The organism is Ruegeria sp. CDSA020 (assembly GCF_059612345.1).
Genome location: NZ_JBXWQK010000006.1, coordinates 272,580 through 294,219 on the forward strand (window position 1 = coordinate 272,580; position 21,640 = coordinate 294,219).

The following is a 21,640-nucleotide window of genomic DNA, read 5'->3' on the forward strand; positions in this document are numbered from 1 at the left end:
GGATCATGCATCCTATCATCAAATTGGTTTCCCAGCGCCTTGCGCTGGGACTCCTATTGCTGTTTGGCGCTTCGGCTCTGATTTTTGGCCTGACCGAAGCCCTGCCCGGAGACGCCGCGCAAGCCGTCCTGGGACAGTCCGCAACTCCTGAGGCTCTTGCTAACTTACGTGAGGAAATGGGGCTGAACCGCCCTGCCCTGACCCGATACGCCGAATGGCTGGGCGGGATCGTTCAAGGCGATCTGGGCCAATCGATGACCAACAAACTGGATATCGCTGAAAGCATCGGCAAGCGCCTGGGCAACACGCTGTTCCTGGCTTGTGCCGCCGCCGTCGTCTCCGTACCACTCGCTATCTTCCTTGGCTTGTTGGCCGTCCGTTATCGCAATCGTATGCCGGACAAATTGATCTCGGCTGTGACCTTGACCACGGTTTCGATCCCCGAATTCCTGATCGGCTACGTGATTATCTATTTCGTTTCCGTAAAACTGGGCTGGTTTTCCTCGCTTGCGATGATCAACGATTCGATGTCCTTCGGCGAAAAGCTCTATGCAATCGCCTTGCCGGCCTTTGTGCTGACGCTGGTGGTATTGGCACAGATGATGCGGATGACCCGCGCCGCAATCCTAAACCTGATGCAGTCGGCCTATATCGAAACGGCTGAGCTGAAAGGTTTGTCCAGTTTTCAGGTCATCGCACGACATGCCTTCCCCAACGCGATTTCGCCCATTGTCAACGTTGTGATGCTGAACCTGGCCTATCTGGTCGTGGGCGTCGTCGTGGTCGAAGTGGTGTTCGTTTACCCTGGCATGGGGCAATATCTTGTGGACTCGGTGACCAAGCGTGACGTGCCTGTGGTTCTGGCCTGCGGCGTTGTCTTCGCTGCGGTCTATATCGGGCTGAACATGGTTGCCGATATCGTGTCCATCCTTGCCAATCCAAGACTGAGGCACCCGAAATGATGAAGAATCTTCCTATTTCGGCCATGATCGGTCTGTTTTTCACCGGGCTGTACTTTTTCGTGGCGCTCGCCGCACCTCTGATCGCTCCTTACGGCATGGCCGAGGTGGTCGGTGATGTCTGGGAACCGTCTAGTGCCAAACACCTGTTGGGTACGGACAATATCGGGCGCGATCTGCTAACTCGCATGATCTATGGCGGGCGCACGACCATCTTTATCGCTGCTGCTGCCACGATCCTCAGCTTTGCCACCGGCACCACGCTGGGCTTGCTGGCCGCTGTTCTTGGTGGCTGGGCCGATCAGGTCCTCAGCCGAGCGGTTGACCTGGTCATGTCGATCCCGACACTGATTCTGGCGCTGGTCATTCTGGCGATTGTCCCGGTGACTGTCCCGATCCTGATCCTGGTGATGGGCCTTTTGGACGCAACGCGCCCCTATCGCCTGTCGCGATCTGTCGCTGTGGATATCAATGTGATGGACTATGTTGAGGCTGCCAAGCTGCGCGGTGAGGGTCGTATCTGGATCATCTTCCGGGAAATCCTGCCCAATGCTCTGTCGCCTCTGGTGGCCGAGTTCGGATTACGGTTCATCTTTATGGTTCTGTTTATCTCGACCCTCTCGTTCCTGGGTCTGGGCGTCCAACCGCCGCTGGCGGATTGGGGTGGAATCGTGAAGGAAAACAAAGACGGTATCGTCTATGGCATCGGCGCGGCGCTATATCCGGCTGTTGCCATCGCGACCCTCGCCATCTCGGTCAACCTTGTTGCTGACTGGGTCCTGAACCGTACCACATCGCTGAAAGGAGGCCGGGGATGAGTGATACCCTTCTCAAGGTCCGCGACCTCAAAATCGGCGCGACCGTCTATCCGCCGGGTGAAAAACCCCATGATATCGAAATCGTGCACGGGGTCAGCTTTGACCTTGAACGCGGCAAGGTGTTGGGGCTGATCGGTGAATCCGGGGCCGGTAAATCCACCATTGGTCTGGCCTCAATGGCCTATGGCCGTGGTGGTGTTGAACTCACCGGCGGAGAGGTTTGGGTTAACGGGCGCGATATCCTGAAAACCCCGCATAGCGATATCCGTAATCTGCGCGGAGGCGAGGTAGCATATGTTTCGCAATCCGCCGCAGCATCGTTCAACCCAGCCAAGAAGATCATGGATCAGGTGATCGAAGCCGCCGTGGAGCACAAGAAGTTCTCGCGTAAAGAGGCCGAAGCCCGCGCGCGGGAACTATTCGACAAGCTGGGGCTTCCCGATCCGGACAATATTGGTGATCGCTATCCGCACCAAGTTTCGGGCGGTCAGCTACAGCGGTGTATGACAGCACTGGCGCTTTGTCCTGAGCCTGATCTGGTGGTGTTCGACGAACCGACAACTGCGCTGGATGTGACCACCCAGATCGATGTTCTGATGGCCATTAAGGAAGCCATTCGTGATACCGGCGTTGCCGCGCTCTATATCACCCACGATCTGGCAGTCGTTGCGCAAGTCAGCGACGACATCATGGTTCTGCGCATGGGTAACACGGTCGAGTACGGCAACACCGATCAGATCATCAACAACCCGCAGGAAGAGTATACCAAGGCGCTGGTCTCGGTCCGCTCCATCGAACATGAAGAAAAGAAGCCAACATCCGAACCAGTGCTGACAGTTGACGGGATCACTGCGCGCTATAAGGGGCTGAATTTCGACGTGCTGCACAACGTCAATGTCGAGCTCCATCCAGGCCAAACATTAGCGGTTGTGGGCGAATCCGGTTCCGGCAAGTCCACGCTGGCACGGGTGATCACCGGGCTGCTTCCACCGCGCGATGGCGAGATCAATTTCGCCGGACGCAAGCTCAGTGGCGATCTGAAGGGCCGCAGCCGAGAAGACCTGCGTGAGTTGCAGATGATCTATCAGATGGCAGATGTGGCGATGAACCCGCGTCAGACCGTCGGCACTATCATCGGGCGCCCGCTGGAGTTCTACTTCGGTATGCGCGGCGCGGAAAAACGCAAGCGGATCGTGGAACTGCTGGATGAGATCGAGCTGGGCGAAAAATACATGGACCGCTATCCGGCGGAACTGTCTGGCGGCCAGAAACAGCGTGTTTGCATTGCGCGTTCATTGGCGGCCAAGCCCAAGATGATCATCTGTGACGAGGTCACCTCGGCGCTGGATCCGCTAGTCGCGGATGGTATCCTCAAACTGCTGCTGGACCTGCAAAAGATCGAGGATGTGGCCTATCTGTTCATCACCCACGATCTGGCAACAGTGCGCGCGATCAGCGACAGTATTGCGGTGATGTATCAGGGCCGAGTCGTCCGCTACGGCCCCAAGTCGCAGGTGCTGAGCCCACCGTTTGATGACTATACCGACCTACTGCTCAGCTCTGTCCCCGAAATGCATCTGGGCTGGCTGGAAGAGGTCGTCGCCCACCGCAAAATGGAAAGCGCCGGGAACTGATCCTGGCCTTTCCCGTAAGTTTATGAAATCCCGGCGCCATTCGATTAAGGTGTCGGGATTTTGCCATTCGGGGCGGGATCAGGCAGCCAGACCGCACCGAATCTTTTAGGGTCGGCTGAAGCAATCTGAAAAAGGGTCAGAGCATGGACCGCAAACTTCTCCTCATCATTCTGGACGGTGTTCCATGGCGCAATTTCCGTCGTTTGTTCGGCAATCTGGAAGGCTGGGTCGACACCGGCGAGGCGCGCGTTTGGAAGAAGCGCGCTGTGCTGCCGTCAATCTCGGCAAGCTGCTATGCCTCGATCCATACCGGTGTTACACCGCAGGAGCATGGCTGTACCGGCAATGGCAACGTGTTCCGCCTGAGTCAGAAGGACATCTTCAGCCAAGTGCGCGAAGCCGGCGGCGTGACTGGGGCTGTGGCCCACAGCTTCTGGTCGCAATTCTTTAATCGCCATCCATTCGACTATGTCCGCGATGTTGAATATGACGAGCCCAACAGCAAAACGATCAATCATGGTCGCTTCCACACGATGACAGGCTATGGCAAAGCCAACCAGATGACGCCCTGTGACGTCGATCTGTTCGCGACGCTGACAAATCTCTGCCTACGCCATGGCTTGGACTATGGATTGCTGCATACCAGCACTTTGGACAGCATGGGTCATAGGTTCTTTCATGAATGTGAAGAGATGGACCATGCCTGTTTCGTGATGGACGAAATGCTGGCCCCGTTTATCCCGCGCTGGCGGCAGTTGGGTTACGACGTCATCGTCACCGCAGATCACGGCCAGGACGATCGTGGCCATCACGGTGGGCGTGGCGCATTGCAGCAGGAAACCGCGCTGTATTACTTCGGTGACGCCGAAGGCCCCGATGCGGACGCTGTGATCGACCAGCTACAGCTGGCGCCCACGATTCTGGACCGTTTGGGTGCCCCGGTTGCCGAAACCATGAAGGGTCAGCCCTTCTTGAAGTAGGGGATCAGTCGTAGGGCCAGATCTGCTGGCCCAACGCCTCTATCGCCACCGAGATCCTCTCGAAGCTGTCCGCCGCACGTTTGACCATGGTGCGCGCCCGCAGATAGCCGTGCACAAGGCCGGGTTCATTGATGCAATGAGCTTGCCCACCTGCAGCCCTGATCTGCTCGCAATAGATCGCACCATCATCACGTAAGGGATCACAATCTGCAGTTACCACCACGGTTGGGGGCAGCCCCGAGAAATCCGTGTCATGCAATGGAGCGAATGTCGGGTCGTTTTCCGGCACATCTCCACCACAGCGCATCTTCTCGTAAAAACTTACATCCTCCAGCGTCAGCAAAGGCGCATGGGCATGTTCCTTATAGGAACCACGGGATGAATCTCCGCCCAAGCCTGGATAGATGAGGACCTGACCAAGAAGATTGTCGAACTGCGTCCGTCCGTGCTGTGAAACTGCGGCGGCCAGATTTCCACCCGCGCTGTCGCCCGCCAGAACGAAAGGGTCCTGGAACTCTTGCACCGCCCAGTTGGTTGCCGCCCAGCTATCGTGAAACTGGGCAGGATGAATATGTTCGGGGCTCAGGCGGTAATCCACGGCAATCACCCGATACCCAGTTTGTGCACAAAGTTCGGCACAGACATCGTCGTGACTGTCCAGTCCGCCGACGACAAACCCGCCTCCGTGGAAATAGATCACCGTCCGGCTTGGATTGCCTGCGGTGTAAATGCGAACAGGCACGCCATCGGCGCGCCTGTCTTCTGTTTCAACACCCATTGGGCGAGGCTGGCGAAAATCCTTGCACATTACGTCATAGACGCCGCGCTGATCTTCGATCGACAATTCGACCGCGTCATCAGGATAGCTTTCAGCCGTTCGTCTTATGAACGCCCAGGTTTCTTCATCAATCAGACGTTCATAGTCCATAGCCCCTCCGCGATCAGGCAGCCCACTCCCATGGCCGGGTGAACGATCCCAGCACTTTGCTGACATCGTCGTCCGAGGAACCGTTGGCGTCAAGCTGCGCGACAAGTCCGCGCTTTTTATCATCCAGAACCGAAACCACACGCGCAGCAACGCCTGCGTCTTCAAGCGCACCATTGTAGATGCGTGTGATCGCCTGCTTACGTAGCTCGGGCTTAAAGACTTTACCCACTGCCGTCTTGGGCAGTTCGTCCAGAATGGTCATGTGCTTAGGTTGCGCGGCACGCTCGTGAACGTGAACCCTGCAGTATTCCATCAGCTCCTGCTCTGTCACACTGGCCCCAGAGACCAGTTCGACAAAGGCACAGGGCACTTCGCCCGCATGGGCGTCTGGTTGACCGATCGCACCGGCAAATGCCACGGCCTCATGCCCCAACAGCGCCTCTTCGATCTCGGCCGGGTCGATATTGTGCCCGCCGCGAATGATCAAATCCTTGGCACGACCGGTGATCCACAAATAGCCATCATCGTCAAACCGGCCCAAATCACCGGTGCGCAGATATTTGTCATAGTGGAACAGGCCCACGTTCTTTTCGACCTCTGTATACGTGTTGCCCGCAAATACGCCGGGGTTCGAGATACAGATCTCACCAATCTGATCAGTGCCACATTCGGTCGGACCGTCGGGCCCATCCTGCAGGATTTTCACATCCGTATAAGGGAACGGAACGCCAATCGAACCGATCTTCTTTTCGCCATCCACCGGGTTGCACGACACAAGGCAGGTGGCTTCGGTCAGGCCATAGCCTTCGACTATTGTGACGCCGGTGGCCTCTTCAAAGCGACGGAACAGTTCAACCGGCAAAGGAGCCGAGCCTGAGAAGGCCGTTTTCACTGACGAGATATCGGCGTCGACAGGGCGCTGCATTTTGGCAGAGATCGCTGTCGGAACCGTGATGATAAAGCTGACCTTCCAACGCTCGATCAGTTTCCAGAAATTGTCGAAAACGCCATCCCCGCGGTATCCTTGAGGCGTCGGGAAGACCACATGCGCACCCGAACTCACCGCAGCCATGACGATCACATGCACAGCAAAGACGTGGAACATGGGCAGTGGGCACATGACCACATCGTTTTCGTCGAACAACAAGGTGCCACCACACCATCCATTATAGATCAGGCCGGAATATTTGTGTTGTGCAACCTTGGGCATGCCGGTTGTACCACCAGTATGGAAATAGCACGCAACACGGTCTGATTTACTGTCTTCGAATGTCAGTGTCTTGGGCTGTTTCGCCAGCTCTTTACTGAAATTCAAATAGTCCGCATGAGCCAATTTAGCCTTGTCGCCCATTTTGGGACGCACAAGGGGGACGATCCACGATTTCGGAGGCGTCAGATAGCGATTCAGGTCGATTTCCAGAATTGTGTTCACACCGGGCGCGTGGCGTACGGCCTCTTCCACCTTCTGTGCAACATCGGCTTTGGGAAATGACTTTAGCGTCACAACAACCTTGGCTTTCGTCTCGCGCAAAATTGCTGCGATTTGCTCGGGCTCCAACAACGGGTTGATCGGGTTCACGATCCCTGCGACGGCCCCTCCCATAAGGGTCACCAGAGTTTCGTTGCAGTTGGGCAGCACATAGGCCACCACATCGTTTTCACCGATACCCAGGGATCTGAAAAGATTGGCGGCCTGATTGACCTTACCCAGCAGATCAGACCACGTCAGTGTCTCGGCCTTATCGGTTGGGCCGGAAAACAGCTGAAAGCTAATGGCCTTGTGGTCGGGGAACTTGGCCGCCGTTCGAGAAAGTAACTGATGAAAGGTTACCGGTACGTCTCGATCCTCCCACGGCATTTCATTTTCTATTCTTGCCTTATCGTCTAATCCCGCGAATGCCATTAGTTCCTCCCTGTACTTTTACTGCGTCACGCGCAGGCTCTCATCTAGGATGAAAGTAAAACCCGCTCATGTGCAAGTAAGGGCTTAACGGCAGAACAACCCAGAATGTAGAATGACGCTGGGGCGCAAAACAAAATATCTCGCCATCAGGTTACTCTGCTGCAACACCATCGGTAAATTGCAACCGTGCCAAACGCGCGTACAGCCCATCCTGCGATACCAGATCGTCATGCGTTCCCTGCGCAACGATCTGCCCGTTCTCCAGGACGATGATGCGGTCGGCTTTTTTCACGGTTGCCAATCTGTGCGCAACAATCAGCGTCGTCCGCCCTGCACGCAATCTGTCAACAGCCCCTTGCACAGCGCGCTCGCTTTCAGCGTCCAATGCCGATGTCGCCTCATCCAACAACAGGATCGGAGCATCGCGCAGAATGGCGCGGGCGATGGCGATCCGCTGTTTTTGTCCCCCGGACAGCATGACGCCTCGCTCTCCTACAAAGCTGTCATAGCCTTCGGGCAGCGTCGAGATGAATTCGTGGGCCGCAGCTGCGCGGGCTGCGTCTTCAACCTCGGCATCCGTCGCATCGAGCCGCCCAAATCGGATATTTTCGCGCGCCGATGCTGCAAATATCGTGGGATCCTGAGGTACAAGTGCCATATGACGGCGGAAATTGGAACGATCCAAATCTCGCAGGTTAATGCCATCCAAACAAACGCGTCCCGAGTCAGGATCATAGAATCGCTGAATCATCTGGATCACGGTTGTTTTTCCAGCCCCCGAGGGGCCGACAAATGCGACGGTTTCCCCGGGGTTGACTGTCAGCGACAGTTCATTCAACGCCACGACATCCGGACGCGACGGGTAGCGGAAAGTTACATCGTCGAACTGAATCTCGCCGCGCACGGGCGCGGGGAAAGCTTGCGCCTGGCCGGGATCGTTCACGGTGTCCTGAGCATTCAACAGCTCGACCAACCGCTCGGTCGCACCGGCCGCACGCTGCAATTCGCTCCAGATTTCGGACAGGGCCGCAACCGAACCGGCCATGATGATCGAATAGATCACGAACTGGATCAGAACGCCCTCGGTCATGACACCGTTGCGGACATCATTCGCCCCCATCCACAACACGCCCACGATTCCGGAAAACACCAGGAATATAACGATGACGGTCAGCACGGCCCGGGTCTGAATTCGGCGCAGCGAGACAGTATAGGACGTTTCGGTCATCTCACCGAATTGAGTTCGGCTGGCCTGCTCATGGGTAAAGGCCTGAACGGTTTGAACTGCGCTCAGCGCTTCACCGGCGTTGCCCGATGAGGCTGCGATCCAGTCTTGGTTTTCCCGGCTAATAACCCGCAGGCGCCGCCCCAATACCAGTATCGGAACCACAACCAGCGGAATCAGCAGCAAGACCATCCCGGTCAGCTTGGCCGAGGTCAGCAGCATCAGCACAAGCCCGCCCAGAAACATCAACATATTGCGTAGAGCGATCGAGACTGACGAGCCCAGCACGGATTGAATCAGCGTGGTGTCGGTGGTGATCCGGCTCAGCACCTCACCCGTCATGATACGTTCATAGAATTCGGGGCTCATCCCGATGACGCGATCAAAAACGGCTTTGCGGATATCGGCGACAACGCGTTCACCCAGGCGCGTAACAAGCGCGTAGCGGATGCCGGTTCCGACGGCCAGAATCGCGGCTATGCCCAGCGCCGCCAGAAAGTACCAATCCAGTAGCTCTCCGTCTTCGATCCGAAAGTTGTCGACCACACGGCGGACAGCCAAAGGCAATGTCAGCGTCATGCTCGCGGTCAGAACCAAGGCCAAAGAGGCCCCAATCATTTGCAAACGATAAGGCTTCATGAATGGCCAGAGCGAAGCCAGAACACCGATCTTCCTGGACCTGGCCCGTTCTTCAGCCGCACCGGGTGCGGGTTTTGCTGCTGGACTGGCTGAGACGGGTTTTGCCATGTCAGGCCCTTACTTCGTGTTCGAATTCCGGTATCCCGCTTCTTGGCGTCTACAACCCGCCGGGTCAAGCGGTGCAGCCGAATGGCCCAAACGAAAGGCTATTTGACGCAGACTTTTGGGGCTGATTTGGAGCGGGCGGCGGGAATCGAACCCGCTTCATCAGCTTGGAAGGCTGAGGTAATAGCCAGTATACGACGCCCGCTCAGCGGTGGCTGGTTTATGCCATGCCCAAGGTGTCGTCAAGCACAGTTCGCACGTGAAATTCAAAATCATATGACACCCGGGGACGGACCCCGGCGCATCGGTAATCCAGGGGTCGCTTCGGCAGCGCGCGGCTTATTCAACGCGCGGCATTCGCCCATTCGCAAGATTCAAGATCCGCCGAAATACGGATCATGGATGCCAGATTCTTACTGGAAGATTCGTCCAAACCAATCAACTTCGCAGGATAGGTCGTTGCGGCGCTCAGCGCATCCTTCAGCGGGACACCGACATTTTTAACAAGTATGCGAACAGCCGTCGTCAGATCCAGGTCAGCCCCTGCCAGCGTTCCATTTTCAAGCGTCAGGCGGCCATCCGTTCTGGTAATACGGCGCCCTTCAAGGTTGAATTCGGCATCCTCTGTTCCGGCAACAGCCATGGCATCGCTGACCAGAAATATCCGGGCCGGGCCGGTCTTTGCCGCCCATGCCGCCCGCATGACCTCAGGGTGTACGTGTATACTGTCGGCAATCAGACCCGCAGACAAACCCGCATTGGACAGCGCCGCCCCCACAAGACCAGGCTCGCGGTTTCCAAGCTGGCTCATGGCGTTGAACAGATGTGTGACACAGCGCGCGCCCGCCGCAGCATAACGTTGACAGGTCGCAAAATCCGCATCGCTATGACCCAGAGACACCAGAATTCCGGCCTCAGCCAAAGAGGTAACCTGTCGCTCAGACACAGCTTCTGGCGCCAGGGTTACTTTAAGGCAAGGCAATCGGCTGGCCGCGGCTATCAGGGTGGTCAGATCCTCTTCATCCATCGGGCGGATCAGCGCGGCGTCATGCGCCCCTTTTCGCGCCAACGAAAGATGCGGTCCCTCCAGATGCAGTCCAGCGACACCGGGAACACCGACATCCACAGCCTTGATCGCGGCCTCTATTGCCTGCTGGGTCTTGGCCGCAGTGTCGGTAATCAGGGTGGGCAAAAAGGATGCGACGCCAAGCTTTCTATGCGCTTGAGAAATGCGCTGGATAGTCTCGACAGAAGGGTCATCGTTGAACATAACACTTCCGCCGCCATTGACCTGTAGGTCCACAAATCCGGGGCAGAGAATATCACCGTTCAGATCGACCTGCTGCCCGGCGATTTTGGTTCCGTCTGCCGGGGTGATCTCGGACAAATTACCTTGGCGAAACACAACCGCCTGCCCCTCCAGCAGGTGTGTGCCGTCGAAATAGGCGCCGTTTCTGAATACAACCGTCTCAGAGGTCATACAGTTTCCGTAACTTTCTTAAGGTGACGCGGGGCATCAGGGTCAATTCCGCGATTGCAGGCGACCGATTCAACCATGCTGTAGAACGATGTGATGGTGCTGATGGGATCGGTCAGCCAATGGTCCGTTCTGACGACCGGCAGAGGCTGCGCCCGTTTCACCGCCGAGGTTGCGGCAAAAACGGTAGCCCCTTTTGCCGCCAACGCATCAGCCGCTTCTGCCGTTGTTTGTTCAGCGGCATCACCGGCGGCGAACACAATGGTTGGAAACCCTTCTTCAACGATTGAGACCGGCCCGTGCAGAACTTCGGCAGTCGAATAGCTCTCGGCGTGGATCTGGCAGGTCTCTTTGATTTTCAGCGCCGCTTCATTCGAGATCGCCAGCGATGGACCGCGACCCAAGGTAAACAGGGACCGGCCGGAAATCGCATTGGCGGCCGGGGTCCAGTCGCATTGGGCAGCCTTCCCAAGATACCCGGGCAGTGACCATATGGCCTGCTTCAGTTCTGCCTCATCCGCGATTTCCGCCAGCAACCACAGCCCCGCCACCAGAGACGTCACAAAGGTCTTAGTTGCTGCCACACTCAATTCCGGTCCCGCATGAAGAGACAGGACGGCGTCCGTGGCATCTGCCAGGTGGGATTCCGTATTGTTCGTAATGGCGACCGTCACGGCACCAGATCGTTTCAGCGCGCGCGTCATGCCAACGATGTCCGGGCTTTGACCAGATTGCGACACCGATATACTCAACGCACCCTGCGCCCGCAGCTCGGCACCATAGATCGAGTTGACCGAGGGCCCGACCGAGGCAACAGGAAGATTCAGCAACAGTTCGCATGCATATTTCAGATAGGTGCAGGCGTGATCCGAAGATCCTCGCGCCACCGAGACCAGAAAACGCGGGTCTGCGTCGCGCGCCAACTGGGCAGCGTGGCGGATATTGTCAGCCCCATTGCTTAGCAATCGGTCTACGGCATCAGGAATTTCCAGAATTTCCTGACGCATCTTCGAGAGTTCTACGGACATCAAGTTCCGTCCTTTCAGGTTACAACCGCAATTCAGCGACAAAATCATACGCATCGCCGCGATAAAGCGAGCGTGTCAGTTCGGCGACGCGTCCGTTTCTGAGAAAAGAAACACGTTCAATATTCAGCCCGGCGGCTCCCTCGGGAACATCAAGCAGTTCAGCCTCACGCGCGGCCAAATTCAGGGCCGAGATCTTCTGAACCGCCCGAACAGGACGGCGGCCCAACCGATCCAAGACCTCGTACAGAGAGGTGGTCACCTCGATCGGGTTCGGCAGGATATCCAAAGGTAGCGCCGCTTTTTCCAGCGCCAGTGGACGGCCATCGGCTTCGCGCAATCGGTAGATACGAGAGATTTGCTCACCCTCGGACAAGCTCAAGGCGGAAATCTCTTCTTGGGTCGGCGCAAAGACCCCCCGCTCCAGCCATTTCGACGCGGTTTTCATTCCACGGCTGGACATGTCTTCGGTGAACGAAGTCAGATGTGTCAGCGATTGTTCGACCCGTGGCATGCGCTCGCGGATGAACGAGCCCGAGCCCTGACGCTGTTCGATCACGCCCTCCTGGACAAGCTCTTGAATCGCCTTTCGCACGGTGACGCGCGAAAGGTCCGTGATCTCGACAAGTTCTCTCTCGGACGGAAGCGACGATTTGGGGGGCAGAACACCCGTATCAATGCCCTCCTGCAGCCTTCGCCGCAGTTGGACATATCTCGGCCCATTATCAGCGGTCAGCCAGGAATCCGAACGCAGAAAATCAGCAATGCTCATGTTCGACCTCCTTTGCCAAGGCGAGCGCCCCGTCGAGCGGTTCTCCTAACGGCGCGCGCAGGTCGGATTGCATGTTTTCGGGCAGATACGACGCGTATTGACCACCAATACCGCCCGTCAGGCACAGCGCGGTTCCCGGGCTCCACCCCAAATGCGTGGCAGTATCCGCCAGATAGGCAGCACCTGCCCGCATGATTTGTTGCGCAACCACGTCGTCATCTTGGGCAGCCATGGTCACTTTTGGTGCAATCGCACCAAACTGCGCAGGGTCTGCAGCCCCCGCAAAGCGAACGATCCCGGCAGGTCCGTCATGCTCGGACAGCAAAGTGGTCAAAAGGTCCGAACGGGCCTGCGTTCCATCAAACGCACGCAATGCCAAGGACAATGCCATCCTTCCAACCCACTGGGCCGAGGCTTCATCCCCCAAGACCGAGCCCCAGCCACCGGCAAAGCGCATGTCTCTACCAGTTTGTCTGGCCAGAAATGAGCCTGTACCACAATGGGCAATCAGCCCGTCCTGCGCACCCAGCGCCCCGCGCAAGGCTGCGGGACGATCATCCTCTATCCGGGCGTGCTTTAGACCAAGCGCATCCCTCAAACGAGTTGCGATCGCCTGATCCGTGACCCCAGCCAAACCAACAAAGGCAGGACTTGCCAACAAGCCCTCAACCCCGATGCCAAGCTTGCCAGACAGCCGGTCTAACCCCAGCTTTATCTGTGAAACGCCAGCCTGAAAATCAGTCGAGACGTTTGCAGCGCCAACTTCAACGCTGTGAGCGATTCCAGCAACTTCACAGGCCACACGACAGCGCGTTCCACCGCCATCAACGGCCAATACAGCATTATGCAGGGACTCAATCATGACAATACCAATACAATACCTATTTGATTTAGAAAAGCCTAGATTTTGGCATAGCTCGCAAATATTGCAATTTTTCCTATAAAAACCGCACAAAACCTTCACTGAAAATAAAATGTTGGACAGGTGGTATTAAATAGGTATTGTAATCAGGAAACCTGGGAGGGGATTCTCTTGACGCTGCCGTCGACCGAACAACTGCATCATAATGCCGCCAGCCTTTGTCGCGATGACCTGACGGGGTCAGCCTTGCTGCTGGCCGAGGGTCAGATCGCAGCGGCGGCAGCAGTGCGCCCGGCCCTAGAGGCCATCGCCTCGGGTGCTGCAGCGATGGCTGTGACTCTGCGTTCGGGCGGCATGTTGCACTATGTTGCGGCGGGATCCTCCGGACTGATGGCTGCAGCTGACGCGCAAGAGCTGGGCGGAACCTTCTCAATCACGCCAGACCAGTTGCGGATTCACATGGCTGGCGGCCTTCCGACGGGTGTTGAGATGCCTGGCGACTCCGAAGATGCTGACGGAGACCTGCGTGAGGCGCTGAACGCGTTAACAGCCCGCGATACGGTAATTGCCGTATCCGCCAGCGGATCCACACCTTACACGATGACAGCGGCAGGCATCGCCCGCGCAAACGGCGCGACCTTGATCGGCATCGCCAATAACGCCAACAGCCCCCTGCTGATACATGCCAACATCCCGATCCTGCTTGCCACACCGCCCGAACTGATCTCTGGATCAACTCGGATGGGCGCGGGAACGGCACAAAAGATCGCCTTGAATATGCTGTCGTCGCTGATGGCGCTGGACCTTGGCCACGTACATGGCGGCATGATGGTCAACCTGCGCGCGGACAATGACAAACTGCGCGCCCGCGCGGCCGGAATCGTCACCCGCATTGCCGAGGTGGACACAGGCGCTGCAAAGCGCGCACTGGAAGCAACGCGCGGTGATGTGAAGCCCGCCGTGCTTGTCGCCGCAAAAGGTGTTTCGGCATCCGAAGCCACCGAACGCCTACGAACATCAGACGGAATCCTAACGGCCGCACTGGCCATAGAATAATAACCATCAATCGGGAGAATATGGATGACCAAGAATAGCTTGAAACTTGCTCTGCTGGGCACGACGCTGATGGCGTCGGCTGCCTATGCGGAAGATGTGACCCTGACCATCGAAAGCTGGCGAAATGACGACCTGACGCTATGGCAGGACCAGATCATCCCTGCGTTTGAGGCCAAACACCCCGGCATCAAAGTGCAATTCACACCCTCGGCCCCGGCAGAATACAACGCTGTCCTGAACTCGAAACTGGATGCGGGCTCGGCTGGCGATCTGATCACCTGCCGTCCTTTCGATGCATCACTGGCCCTCTATGAGGCCGGCCACCTGAGCGACCTGTCGGGTGTCGAAGCGATGGGCAACTTCTCGGATGTGGCCAAATCGGCCTGGCAGACGGATGACGGCTCGGCCAGCTTCTGCGTTCCCATGGCATCGGTGATCCACGGGTTCATCTACAACAAGGACGCGTTTGCCGAACTGGGCATCGAAGTTCCCACAACCGAGGACGAGTTCTTTGCCGCCCTCGACAAGATCAAGGAAGACGGCACGTATATCCCGATGGCGATGGGCACCAACGACCAGTGGGAAGCCGCCACTATGGGCTATAACAACATCGGCCCGAACTATTGGAAAGGCGAAGAGGGCCGCCAGGCGCTGATCGCAGGCGAGCAAAAGCTGACCGATGAAGCCTGGACCGCCCCCTATGCCACCCTGGCCCGTTGGGGCGCTTATCTGGGTGACGGATATGAGGCGCAGACCTATCCCGACAGCCAGAACATCTTTACCCTGGGTCGCGCAGCCGTCTACCCTGCGGGATCCTGGGAAATTTCGGGCTTCAATGCGCAGGCCGATTTCGAAATGGGCGCCTTTAAGCCGCCAGTCCAGAATGCGGGCGATACCTGCTATATCTCGGACCACACCGACATTGGCATTGGTATGAATGCGGCCACCGCGAATCCCGAAGCTGCCGAGACGTTCCTGGCCTGGGTCGCAAGCCCGGAATTCGCCGAAATCTTCGGCAACGCCCTGCCTGGCTTCTTCCCGCTCTCGAACACTCCGGTCGAGCTGCAGGACCCGCTGGCCAAGGAAATCGTAGGCTGGCGCGAAGAGTGTGAATCGACCATCCGCTCGACCTATCAAATCCTGTCGCGTGGCACACCGAACCTAGAAAACGATACCTGGGGCGCTTCGGTTGCCGCCATCAAAGGCGCAAAATCCCCCGAGGAACTGGGTGCCGAACTGCAGGAAGGCCTGGCCTCCTGGTACGCTCCGCATCAGTAAGCTGATCCATACCCGGGCGGTGCCGACCGCCCGGGTAACTCCGACACCCCTTTGAAAGCAATCCCATGACCCGCCCCCGCATCCGCTGGCATATCGTTGTATTTCTGGCACCTGCCGTACTCGTCTATACCGCTGTGATGATTTTCCCGCTGTTCAACACACTGCGCCTTGCACTGTATACAGAGGTTGATCAGGCTCGCGTGTTTGTCGGATTGCAGAATTTCCGGACGCTGTTTTTCGATCCCAACTGGTCGGATCAGTTCTGGAATGCTCTGGGTAATAATTTTTGGTTCTTCCTGATCCATATGTTGGTTCAGAACCCGATCGGCATCGCGCTGGCCGCCCTTCTCAGCCACCCCCGTCTACGGTTTGCTGCCCTGTATCGCTCGGCGATCTTTATTCCTACGATCCTCAGCTTTGTAATCGTGGGCTTTGCCTGGAAACTGATCCTGTCGCCGATCTGGGGCATTGCGCCTTCGATGCTGGATGCTGTTGGGCTGAAGTCCCTCTTTGCGCCGTGGCTGGGAAAAGAGGAATACGCACTGACCACGCTGGCGCTGATCTCGGTCTGGCAGTTCGTAGGCATCCCGATGATGCTGATCTATGCCGCCCTGCTGACCATCCCCGAAGAAATCCTTGAGGCTGGAGAGATCGACGGCATCACCGGGGCCTCGGCCTTCTGGAAGATCAAACTACCGCTGATCCTGCCCTCGATCGGGATCATCTCGATCCTGACCTTTGTGGGTAATTTCAACGCATTCGACCTGATCTATGCCTCTCAAGGCGCGCTGGCCGGTCCCGATTTCTCAACCGATATTCTGGGCACCTTTATGTACCGCACCTTCTTTGGCTTCCAGTTGCAGCTGGGCGACCCGCATATGGGGTCCGCCATCGCCGGGGCCATGTTCGCAATCATCCTGGTGGGCGTCTGCATCTATCTGTTCGGCATCCAGACCCGGATGCGCCGGTATCAACTGTGAGGGCAAACGGATGAACAAAGCACGCCATAACCCCCTCAACACCGTAGCGATGCACGCTGGGCTGATGCTGTATACACTGATCGCTCTGTTCCCGGTCTTTGTGATCCTGATCAACAGCTTCAAAACCCGCCGGTCGATCTTTCGCGAACCGCTGGCCCTGCCCAACGCAGACAGTTTTTCGCTGATCGGCTATGAGACGGTGATGAAGCAGGGGGATTTCTTCCTCTACTTTCAGAACTCGATGATCGTCACCGTGGCGTCGTTGTTCTTTATCCTGCTGTTCGGTGCCATGGCGGCCTATGCGCTGTCCGAGTACCAGTTCAAAGGCAACCTGCTGATGGGCCTGTATCTGGCACTGGGGATCATGATTCCGATCCGCATAGGCACTGTCGCAATCCTTGAGATGATGGTGGCGACCGGGTTGGTGAACTCACTTTGGGCGCTGATCCTGGTCTATACGGCACAGGGTTTGCCGCTGGCTGTGTTCATCCTTTCCGAATTCATGCGGCAGGTCAGTGACGATCTGAAAAACGCCGGGCGCATCGACGGGCTGTCGGAATATACGATCTTCTTCCGCCTGGTGCTGCCACTGGTGCGGCCCGCCATGGCGACGGTGGCGGTGTTCAACATGATCCCGATCTGGAACGACCTTTGGTTCCCGCTGATCCTGGCCCCCGCCGAAGAGACCAAGACCCTGACGCTGGGCAGCCAGGTCTTTATCGGTCAATTTGTCACCGACTGGAACGCGGTCCTATCAGCCTTGTCGATGGCAATCCTGCCGGTCCTGGTTCTCTATGTCATATTCTCACGCCAGCTGATCCGCGGCATCACGTCAGGGGCTGTCAAATGACACGTGTTCTGATCGCAGGTCTTGGCAATATGGGGTTCAGCCACGCGCTGGCCCATCACCATCACCCGGACGTGCAAATTGCCGGGCTGGTGAACCGATCCGGGCGCGTGGATCACCCCGATCTGGCGGATTATCCTGCCTATTCGGATTTCGAAACCGCGCTGGCCGAAACAAACCCGAATCTGGTCGTGATCGCCACATATTCCGACAGCCATGCGGATTATGCCTGTGCGGCGATGGAAGCCGGGGCGCATGTCTTTGTAGAGAAACCGCTGGCCACCAATGTCGCTGATGCGCGGCGCGTGGTCGAAACCGCCATCCGACTGAACCGCAAGCTGGTTGTTGGCTACATCCTGCGCCACCACCCCTCGTGGGTGCGGCTGATTGCCGAGGCCCGCAAACTGGGTGGGCCTTATGTATTCCGCCTGAACCTGAACCAGCAATCCAACGGTGCGGAATGGGAGACGCATAAAGCGTTGATGCAGACCACCTCGCCCATCGTGGATTGCGGCGTTCACTATGTCGATGTGATGTGCCAGATCACTGATGCCCGGCCCGTCCGTGTCCACGGAATGGGTCTGCGGTTGTCCGATGAGATCGCGCCCGACATGTACAATTACGGGCAATTTCAGGTGGTTTTCAATGACGACTCGGTCGGCTGGTATGAGGCCGGCTGGGGCCCAATGATGTCGGAAACCGCATTCTTCGTGAAAGATATAGTGTCGCCCAACGGTTCGGTCTCGATCACCGACGGGAACAAGGGCGCCTCGGCGGATATCGACGGCCACACAAAGGTTGGCGGTCTGCTAGTCCACACACCGCAAGGCGACCACACAATCGACATGCCCGGTGAACCCGGTCACCAGGAACTCTGCGATGCCGAACAGGGCTATATGCTGCGCGCCATCGCCGAAGACATAGACCTGACGCGTCATATGAATGACGCTGTCCAATCCCTTGCCATTTGCCTGGCCGCAGATGAAAGCATCCGTACTGGCCAGCCCGTTTCCTTTGAGGAGCAAGCGACATGACCGCCCTGACGCTGAACAAAATCAATAAATCCTTCGGCAATGTGCATGTCCTAAAAGACATCACGCTTGAAGTCGAAGACGGCGAGTTTGTCGTCTTTGTCGGCCCTTCGGGCTGTGGCAAATCCACCCTGTTGCGGGTGATTGCGGGGCTCGAGGATGCATCGTCCGGTGAGATCAACATTGGCGGGCAGCAGGTCAATCTGGTGCCACCGTCCAAACGCGGCATTGCGATGGTATTCCAAAGCTATGCGCTTTATCCGCATCTCAGCGTGCGGGGCAACATGACCCTGGCGCTGAAGCAGGAAAAGCAGCCCAAATCGGAAATCGAAGGCCGCGTGGCCAAAGCCAGCCGGATGCTGAACCTGGAACCCTATCTGGACCGCTTCCCGTCCGAACTCTCAGGCGGTCAGCGGCAACGGGTTGCCATTGGTCGCGCCATTGTGCGCGAACCTAAACTGTTCCTGTTTGACGAACCGCTGTCCAACCTGGACGCCGCGCTGCGGATGAACACACGGATCGAGATCGCCAATCTGCACCGCGCACTGGACGCCTCGATGATCTATGTTACCCACGACCAGACCGAAGCCATGACCCTGGCCGACAAGATCGTTGTTCTGCGTGACGGCCGGGTAGAACAGATCGGTAGCCCGATGGAACTGTATAACAATCCCGCGAACCAGTTCGTGGCAGGGTTCCTCGGCTCGCCGTCAATGAATTTCCTGCCTCAAGGATTGCTCAACGAAAGCGGTCAGAACACGATCGGCATTCGGCCCGAGGATCTGTTCCTTGCAGATGACGGCCCGCTTACTGCACGCGTCAGCCATGTTGAGAAGCTGGGCGGAGACACAAATGTCATCGCGCAGATCAACGAACACGCCATAACCGCCCGGCTGTTTGGCCAGCATGCGATATCCGAAGGGCAGGAATTGCGTTTCGCCTATTCTCCGGGCAAGGCCTATCGGTTCAATGCGGACGGTCAGCGCCTTACCTGACCGCTTTTCCTGTCAAAAAGCCAATAATAACAAGATGTGATCAGCCCGTTTTGACGGGCTGATCACATCGGCGTATCCTAACGCATCCAAAGTTTATCTGTTTCCTGAGTATCCCGGCATCATTGTTAATGGTGCTGTTATTACCCTGTCACAAATGCCCCCTAAATCCGTTTCATCGACTTTTCACAGACAGCCAGGAGCAATCCATGAAAGACGTTGACCCTACCACACTTTCCGCCGACGACTGGGACGAGCTGCATTTCCCCCGCCCCGAAGAAAACGACTTTGACCGTGTCGTCGAAAGCGCCATTTCCCGCCGTGGATTTCTGTCCGGCGTCGTGGCTTTCGGCTCTGGCGCGGCTGCGTTGGGAACCGGCCTGCTTGGCTCGACCTCGGCGCAGGCACAGGCTGCATCCCGCTTTGCCTTCACACCAATCGCCGCACAGACCGACGGCACCGTCCATGTGCCCGAAGGGTACGACTGGCAGATCCTGATGCGCTGGGGTGATCCACTGTTTTCGGATGCCGATGGCTATGACCTCGCCGAGGGCGGCCCGGTTGAGAACTCGGACCGCATCTTTGGCGAGAATACCGACGGCATGGAGACCTTTACCTTCCAGGGTCATGAGCTGATTGCGATCAATCACGAATATCCGAACGGTAAAATCAACCTGCCAGCCGCGCGGGAAGGTGTTCCGGCCAGTGCTGACGACGTGCGCAAACTGCAGAACCTGCAAGGCGTGACCGTGATGGAAATCACCGAAGGCCCCGAAGGTTGGTCGGTGGTCAAGGACAGCCCGTTCAACAGGCGCATTCACCACAACACGCCGATGGCTATCGTCGGCCCCGCCGCTGGCCACGACCTGCTGAAGACCGAGGCCGACCCGACCGGCACAACCTCGCTGGGCACTATGAACAACTGCGGTGCAGGCAAGACGCCCTGGGGCACCTATCTGACCTGTGAAGAGAACTTTAACGGCTATTTCGGCTCCAGCGACGAAAACGCCAGCTACGATCAGAAGGTCGCGGACGGCTTCAAGCGCTATGGTGTCAAAGCCGAAAGCTGGAACGGCTACGAGCTGTTCGACCCACGGTTCGATACCTCCAAAAACCCCAATGAGCCGCACCGGGTGGGCTGGATCGTCGAAATCGACCCGACCAAACCGGACAGCACCCCGGTCAAACACACTGGTCTGGGTCGCTTCAAGCATGAGAATGCCGAGGTGACTCTGGCCGCTGATGGCCGCGTGGTTGTCTATATGGGCGATGATGAGCGGGGCGAGTATCTGTACAAATTCGTCTCGAACGGAACCTATCAGCCCGGCGGCGAAACCCAGAGCCTGTTGAACGACGGCACGCTTTACGTGGCGAAATTCAATGACGACATGACAGGCACCTGGCTGCCGCTGACGCCGGATGCAACCGGCATGGATGCGGCGGATATTGCGATCTTCACCCGAATGGCGGCGTCCAAGGCGGGTGGCACGACCATGGATCGCCCTGAATGGGTCGCGTCCAGCCCGGTAGCGGTCGAAGCCTATTGCTGCCTGACCAACAACAAGAACCGCGGCGTGAAACCAAATGCCGGGGGTGATGATACGTCGACCAACGGCCCCAACCCGCGTGAAGCCAATAAATACGGCCAGATTGTCCGCTGGAAACCCGCCGATGACGATCACGCAGCCGACGCGTTCGTCTGGGATCTCTATGTCATGGCGGGAAATCCGACGGTGCACTCTGACGCCCGCGCCGGGTCGGCCAATGTGAACGAGGGCAACCTGTTCAACTCACCCGACGGAATGACCATTGACTCGACTGGTCTGGTCTGGATCCAGACCGACGGCAATGACGACAACGAAGAAGACTTTGCAGGCCACGGCAACAACCAGATGCTGGTCGGCGATCCGGTCACTGGCGAAATCGCCCGTTTCATGACCGGTCCGAAAGGATGTGAGGTCACGGGGCTGGCTTGGTCCAGCGATCTGCGCACCATGTTTGTCGGCATTCAGCATCCCGGCAGCGAATGGCCGGATGGAGGCACACCGCGCTCGTCGGTGATCACGATCAAGCGCACCGACAACGGGCTGGTCGGTTAAGCTGTTCCAGATTGTCCCCGGTCCTATGGG

At 57.5% G+C, this 21,640-nt stretch carries 18 protein-coding genes and 1 tRNA gene; 11 read left to right on the plus strand and 8 right to left on the minus strand.

Annotated features, from left to right (window positions below; genetic code table 11):
* The first annotated feature begins 5 nt into the window (after nucleotides 1-5).
* From AC2FJW_RS12915 to AC2FJW_RS12930, 4 genes are all read left to right on the plus strand, one after another.
* Nucleotides 6-962, plus strand: a complete 957-nt coding sequence (locus AC2FJW_RS12915) for an ABC transporter permease (RefSeq protein WP_142636701.1) — start codon at nucleotides 6-8, stop codon at nucleotides 960-962.
* On the plus strand, nucleotides 962-1,777 hold the full coding sequence (locus tag AC2FJW_RS12920) for an ABC transporter permease (protein WP_142636698.1): 816 nt from the start codon (nucleotides 962-964) through the stop codon (nucleotides 1,775-1,777). Before AC2FJW_RS12915 ends, AC2FJW_RS12920 begins: the two co-directional genes overlap by 1 nt.
* A complete protein-coding gene (locus AC2FJW_RS12925; RefSeq protein WP_496694753.1) occupies nucleotides 1,774-3,411 on the plus strand; it encodes an ABC transporter ATP-binding protein in 1,638 nt (545 codons plus the stop codon). The genes AC2FJW_RS12920 and AC2FJW_RS12925 overlap by 4 nt, the downstream gene beginning before the upstream one ends.
* Nucleotides 3,412-3,554: 143 nt before the next feature.
* Nucleotides 3,555-4,391, plus strand: a complete 837-nt coding sequence (locus AC2FJW_RS12930; protein ID WP_496750261.1) for an alkaline phosphatase family protein — start codon at nucleotides 3,555-3,557, stop codon at nucleotides 4,389-4,391.
* Between the two features lie 4 nt (nucleotides 4,392-4,395).
* Here the strand turns inward: AC2FJW_RS12930 and AC2FJW_RS12935 are convergent, their stop codons facing one another.
* The 8 genes from AC2FJW_RS12935 to AC2FJW_RS12970 all read right to left on the minus strand — a co-directional run bounded on the left by AC2FJW_RS12935 (nucleotide 4,396) and on the right by AC2FJW_RS12970 (nucleotide 13,327).
* Complete coding sequence (locus AC2FJW_RS12935; protein WP_496694752.1) at nucleotides 4,396-5,319, minus strand: alpha/beta hydrolase; 924 nt, start codon at nucleotides 5,317-5,319, stop codon at nucleotides 4,396-4,398.
* A 13-nt stretch (nucleotides 5,320-5,332) separates the two neighbouring features.
* A complete protein-coding gene (locus AC2FJW_RS12940; protein WP_142636690.1) occupies nucleotides 5,333-7,222 on the minus strand; it encodes an acyl-CoA synthetase in 1,890 nt (629 codons plus the stop codon).
* A gap of 151 nt (nucleotides 7,223-7,373) precedes the next feature.
* Nucleotides 7,374-9,194, minus strand: a complete 1,821-nt coding sequence (locus AC2FJW_RS12945; RefSeq protein WP_496750262.1) for an ABC transporter transmembrane domain-containing protein — start codon at nucleotides 9,192-9,194, stop codon at nucleotides 7,374-7,376.
* 127 nt (nucleotides 9,195-9,321) lie between these two features.
* A tRNA-Gly gene (locus tag AC2FJW_RS12950) sits at nucleotides 9,322-9,396 on the minus strand.
* Nucleotides 9,397-9,534: 138 nt separating this feature from the next.
* Nucleotides 9,535-10,671, minus strand: coding sequence for an N-acetylglucosamine-6-phosphate deacetylase (gene nagA, locus AC2FJW_RS12955; protein ID WP_496750263.1), 1,137 nt, complete (start codon nucleotides 10,669-10,671; stop codon nucleotides 9,535-9,537).
* The gene (locus AC2FJW_RS12960) at nucleotides 10,668-11,696 is read right to left on the minus strand and encodes an SIS domain-containing protein (protein WP_496694748.1); all 1,029 of its coding nucleotides are present in this window, start codon (nucleotides 11,694-11,696) and stop codon (nucleotides 10,668-10,670) included. The genes nagA and AC2FJW_RS12960 overlap by 4 nt, the downstream gene beginning before the upstream one ends.
* Nucleotides 11,697-11,715: 19 nt before the next feature.
* Nucleotides 11,716-12,465 carry a GntR family transcriptional regulator gene (locus AC2FJW_RS12965; RefSeq protein ID WP_496694747.1) on the minus strand — a complete coding sequence of 250 codons (750 nt, stop codon included), beginning with the start codon at nucleotides 12,463-12,465 and terminating at the stop codon, nucleotides 11,716-11,718.
* Nucleotides 12,452-13,327, minus strand: a complete 876-nt coding sequence (locus AC2FJW_RS12970) for a glucosamine kinase nucleotide-binding domain-containing protein (RefSeq protein WP_496694746.1) — start codon at nucleotides 13,325-13,327, stop codon at nucleotides 12,452-12,454. Before AC2FJW_RS12970 ends, AC2FJW_RS12965 begins: the two co-directional genes overlap by 14 nt.
* Before the next feature lie 171 nt (nucleotides 13,328-13,498).
* Here AC2FJW_RS12970 and AC2FJW_RS12975 point away from each other — a divergent pair, with 171 nt between their 5' ends.
* The 7 genes from AC2FJW_RS12975 to AC2FJW_RS13005 all read left to right on the plus strand — a co-directional run bounded on the left by AC2FJW_RS12975 (nucleotide 13,499) and on the right by AC2FJW_RS13005 (nucleotide 21,610).
* Entirely contained in the window at nucleotides 13,499-14,383 is an 885-nt protein-coding gene (locus tag AC2FJW_RS12975; RefSeq protein ID WP_496750264.1) for an N-acetylmuramic acid 6-phosphate etherase, read from the plus strand.
* Nucleotides 14,384-14,407: 24 nt separating this feature from the next.
* Nucleotides 14,408-15,661, plus strand: coding sequence for an ABC transporter substrate-binding protein (locus AC2FJW_RS12980; RefSeq protein WP_142636676.1), 1,254 nt, complete (start codon nucleotides 14,408-14,410; stop codon nucleotides 15,659-15,661).
* Between the two features lie 65 nt (nucleotides 15,662-15,726).
* A complete protein-coding gene (locus tag AC2FJW_RS12985) occupies nucleotides 15,727-16,641 on the plus strand; it encodes a carbohydrate ABC transporter permease (RefSeq protein WP_142636674.1) in 915 nt (304 codons plus the stop codon).
* 10 nt (nucleotides 16,642-16,651) lie between these two features.
* Nucleotides 16,652-17,491 (plus strand): carbohydrate ABC transporter permease, encoded by an 840-nt coding sequence (locus tag AC2FJW_RS12990; protein WP_496750265.1) that lies wholly within the window; start codon nucleotides 16,652-16,654, stop codon nucleotides 17,489-17,491.
* Nucleotides 17,488-18,522: a Gfo/Idh/MocA family protein gene (locus AC2FJW_RS12995; protein WP_496750266.1), complete on the plus strand. Its 1,035-nt coding sequence runs from the start codon at nucleotides 17,488-17,490 to the stop codon at nucleotides 18,520-18,522. The genes AC2FJW_RS12990 and AC2FJW_RS12995 overlap by 4 nt, the downstream gene beginning before the upstream one ends.
* Nucleotides 18,519-19,514, plus strand: a complete 996-nt coding sequence (locus tag AC2FJW_RS13000; protein ID WP_496690979.1) for an ABC transporter ATP-binding protein — start codon at nucleotides 18,519-18,521, stop codon at nucleotides 19,512-19,514. The genes AC2FJW_RS12995 and AC2FJW_RS13000 overlap by 4 nt, the downstream gene beginning before the upstream one ends.
* A gap of 206 nt (nucleotides 19,515-19,720) precedes the next feature.
* Nucleotides 19,721-21,610 carry a PhoX family protein gene (locus AC2FJW_RS13005; RefSeq protein ID WP_496750267.1) on the plus strand — a complete coding sequence of 630 codons (1,890 nt, stop codon included), beginning with the start codon at nucleotides 19,721-19,723 and terminating at the stop codon, nucleotides 21,608-21,610.
* Nucleotides 21,611-21,640 lie beyond the last annotated feature (30 nt).